General features: G+C 37.5%; 2 protein-coding genes. Both read right to left on the bottom strand.

Features of this window, described 5'->3' with window-relative positions; translation table 11 throughout:
• Positions 1-546: 546 nt before the first annotated feature.
• Positions 547-948, bottom strand: coding sequence for a type II toxin-antitoxin system VapC family toxin (locus tag M4J38_RS18795; RefSeq protein WP_251761352.1), 402 nt, complete (start codon positions 946-948; stop codon positions 547-549).
• Positions 948-1187 (bottom strand): hypothetical protein, encoded by a 240-nt coding sequence (locus M4J38_RS18790; protein WP_251761351.1) that lies wholly within the window; start codon positions 1185-1187, stop codon positions 948-950. The genes M4J38_RS18795 and M4J38_RS18790 overlap by 1 nt, the downstream gene beginning before the upstream one ends.
• Between the last annotated feature and the right edge of the window lie 133 nt (positions 1188-1320).

The raw sequence follows: 1320 nt of genomic DNA, 5'->3' as shown, positions 1-1320 counted from the left end.
TTCCTGTTGCTTGATCGCAGCCACTATTTGGCTCTCGGTAAATCTTGTCTTTTTCATCGTAGTTAACTGTTTAAAGATAAAGAGATAACTCTACTCTAAAACTGACGGAATTGGGGGCCGCTGACAGGAAAATAACAAGTCGTGTCGTGTGGCTTTATTCCACTATAGTAAATGTATCCGCTGTCTGAGTTAAAACTTAAGGATGATATTCCGTATTTGCCTTCATTAATTATTCTAACAAACAGGTGACCTTTAGTTGTGTCGCATTCTGGCTTTTTTGCAGAATGTTCTACACCGTAAATAGTCCTCGTACAAGATAACATTGTCGTACAAAGAATCAAATAAATGCCAAGATTTAAAACATTTAAAGTCGCCATCCTTGAAGGTGAGAGGTTGTCAAAAAGTTGCCTACAACGTGACGGCTTTGCGATGGCCGGGAGTTGAAAACGTAAACAGTCTTGCCGTAGTTGAATTTCTTTGAAACCTAAACATTACGTTTACCGTCTAACCCGGCTATTGCAAAACAATTGTTGTGGGTTAGTGCTTTTATCGCTTAAACCAGTTCTCAATTTTTATTCCGTCTAATTGCTCAAAATGCTTAACATTGTCTGTGACAAGCGTGAGTTTATTTTCAATTGCCGTAACTCCAATTAATAAATCAAACTCGTCATTCATTGGAGTTCCTAAGCGCCTTAGTCGAACCTTTTCTTTCGCATATCTTTTTATACTCCCAAAAATTGGAACAATAGTCACACCGTTAACGAAAGCGTCAACAGATTTGTGCGACTTGACTGTATCACTGCTATTTTCTGCTCCAAATCGGAGCTCAGCCACTGTTATCTCAGAAATAAAAAAATTCTCTCGTCCTTTCTCACGAATAATGTCATTCAGGTTCAACTTACCCCTGAGGTAAAAAACACATATGCTTGTGTCAAGAAGATACTGCATCAAAAGTCAATTTGCTTTTTCCTGAACTTTCTACTTGTCCTAATATCTTTAATTATAGCTTCTGCAGACTTGTCAGACGAAAAAGCGCCATAAGCTTTATAGAAAGCTTTATCCTTATCTTTAACATCTGTCTTTAAAGATTTTGAAAGGCGCTCAATGAGTTCAATCTTGTTTAAAGAACTCAAGCCTTCAAATAAGCCTGAATAACTGTCAACAATACGCCTGTCAGTGTATCTCATATAATAATTTTGCTAAAGTTACAAAAAACTCTTCACCGTTTCAAACGTCCGAAAAGCATTACCCACAACGTAAAGGCTTACTGATGGACGGGAGTTTAGAAACGTAAACAGTCTTGCCGAGATTGATTTAGTT

The organism is Parasegetibacter sp. NRK P23, from assembly GCF_023721715.1.
Classification (GTDB): domain Bacteria; phylum Bacteroidota; class Bacteroidia; order Chitinophagales; family Chitinophagaceae; genus Parasegetibacter.
Note: the sequence above shows the minus strand (reverse complement) of the source record. Positions and strands in the feature narration are given on the sequence as shown.

Bases quoted from the DNA above. Each gene is read 5' to 3' on its own strand.
- M4J38_RS18795 (WP_251761352.1), bottom strand. From the start codon at position 948: ATGCAGTATCTTCTTGACACAAGCATATGTGTTTTTTACCTCAGGGGT.
- M4J38_RS18790 (WP_251761351.1), bottom strand. From the start codon at position 1,187: ATGAGATACACTGACAGGCGTATTGTTGACAGTTATTCAGGCTTATTT.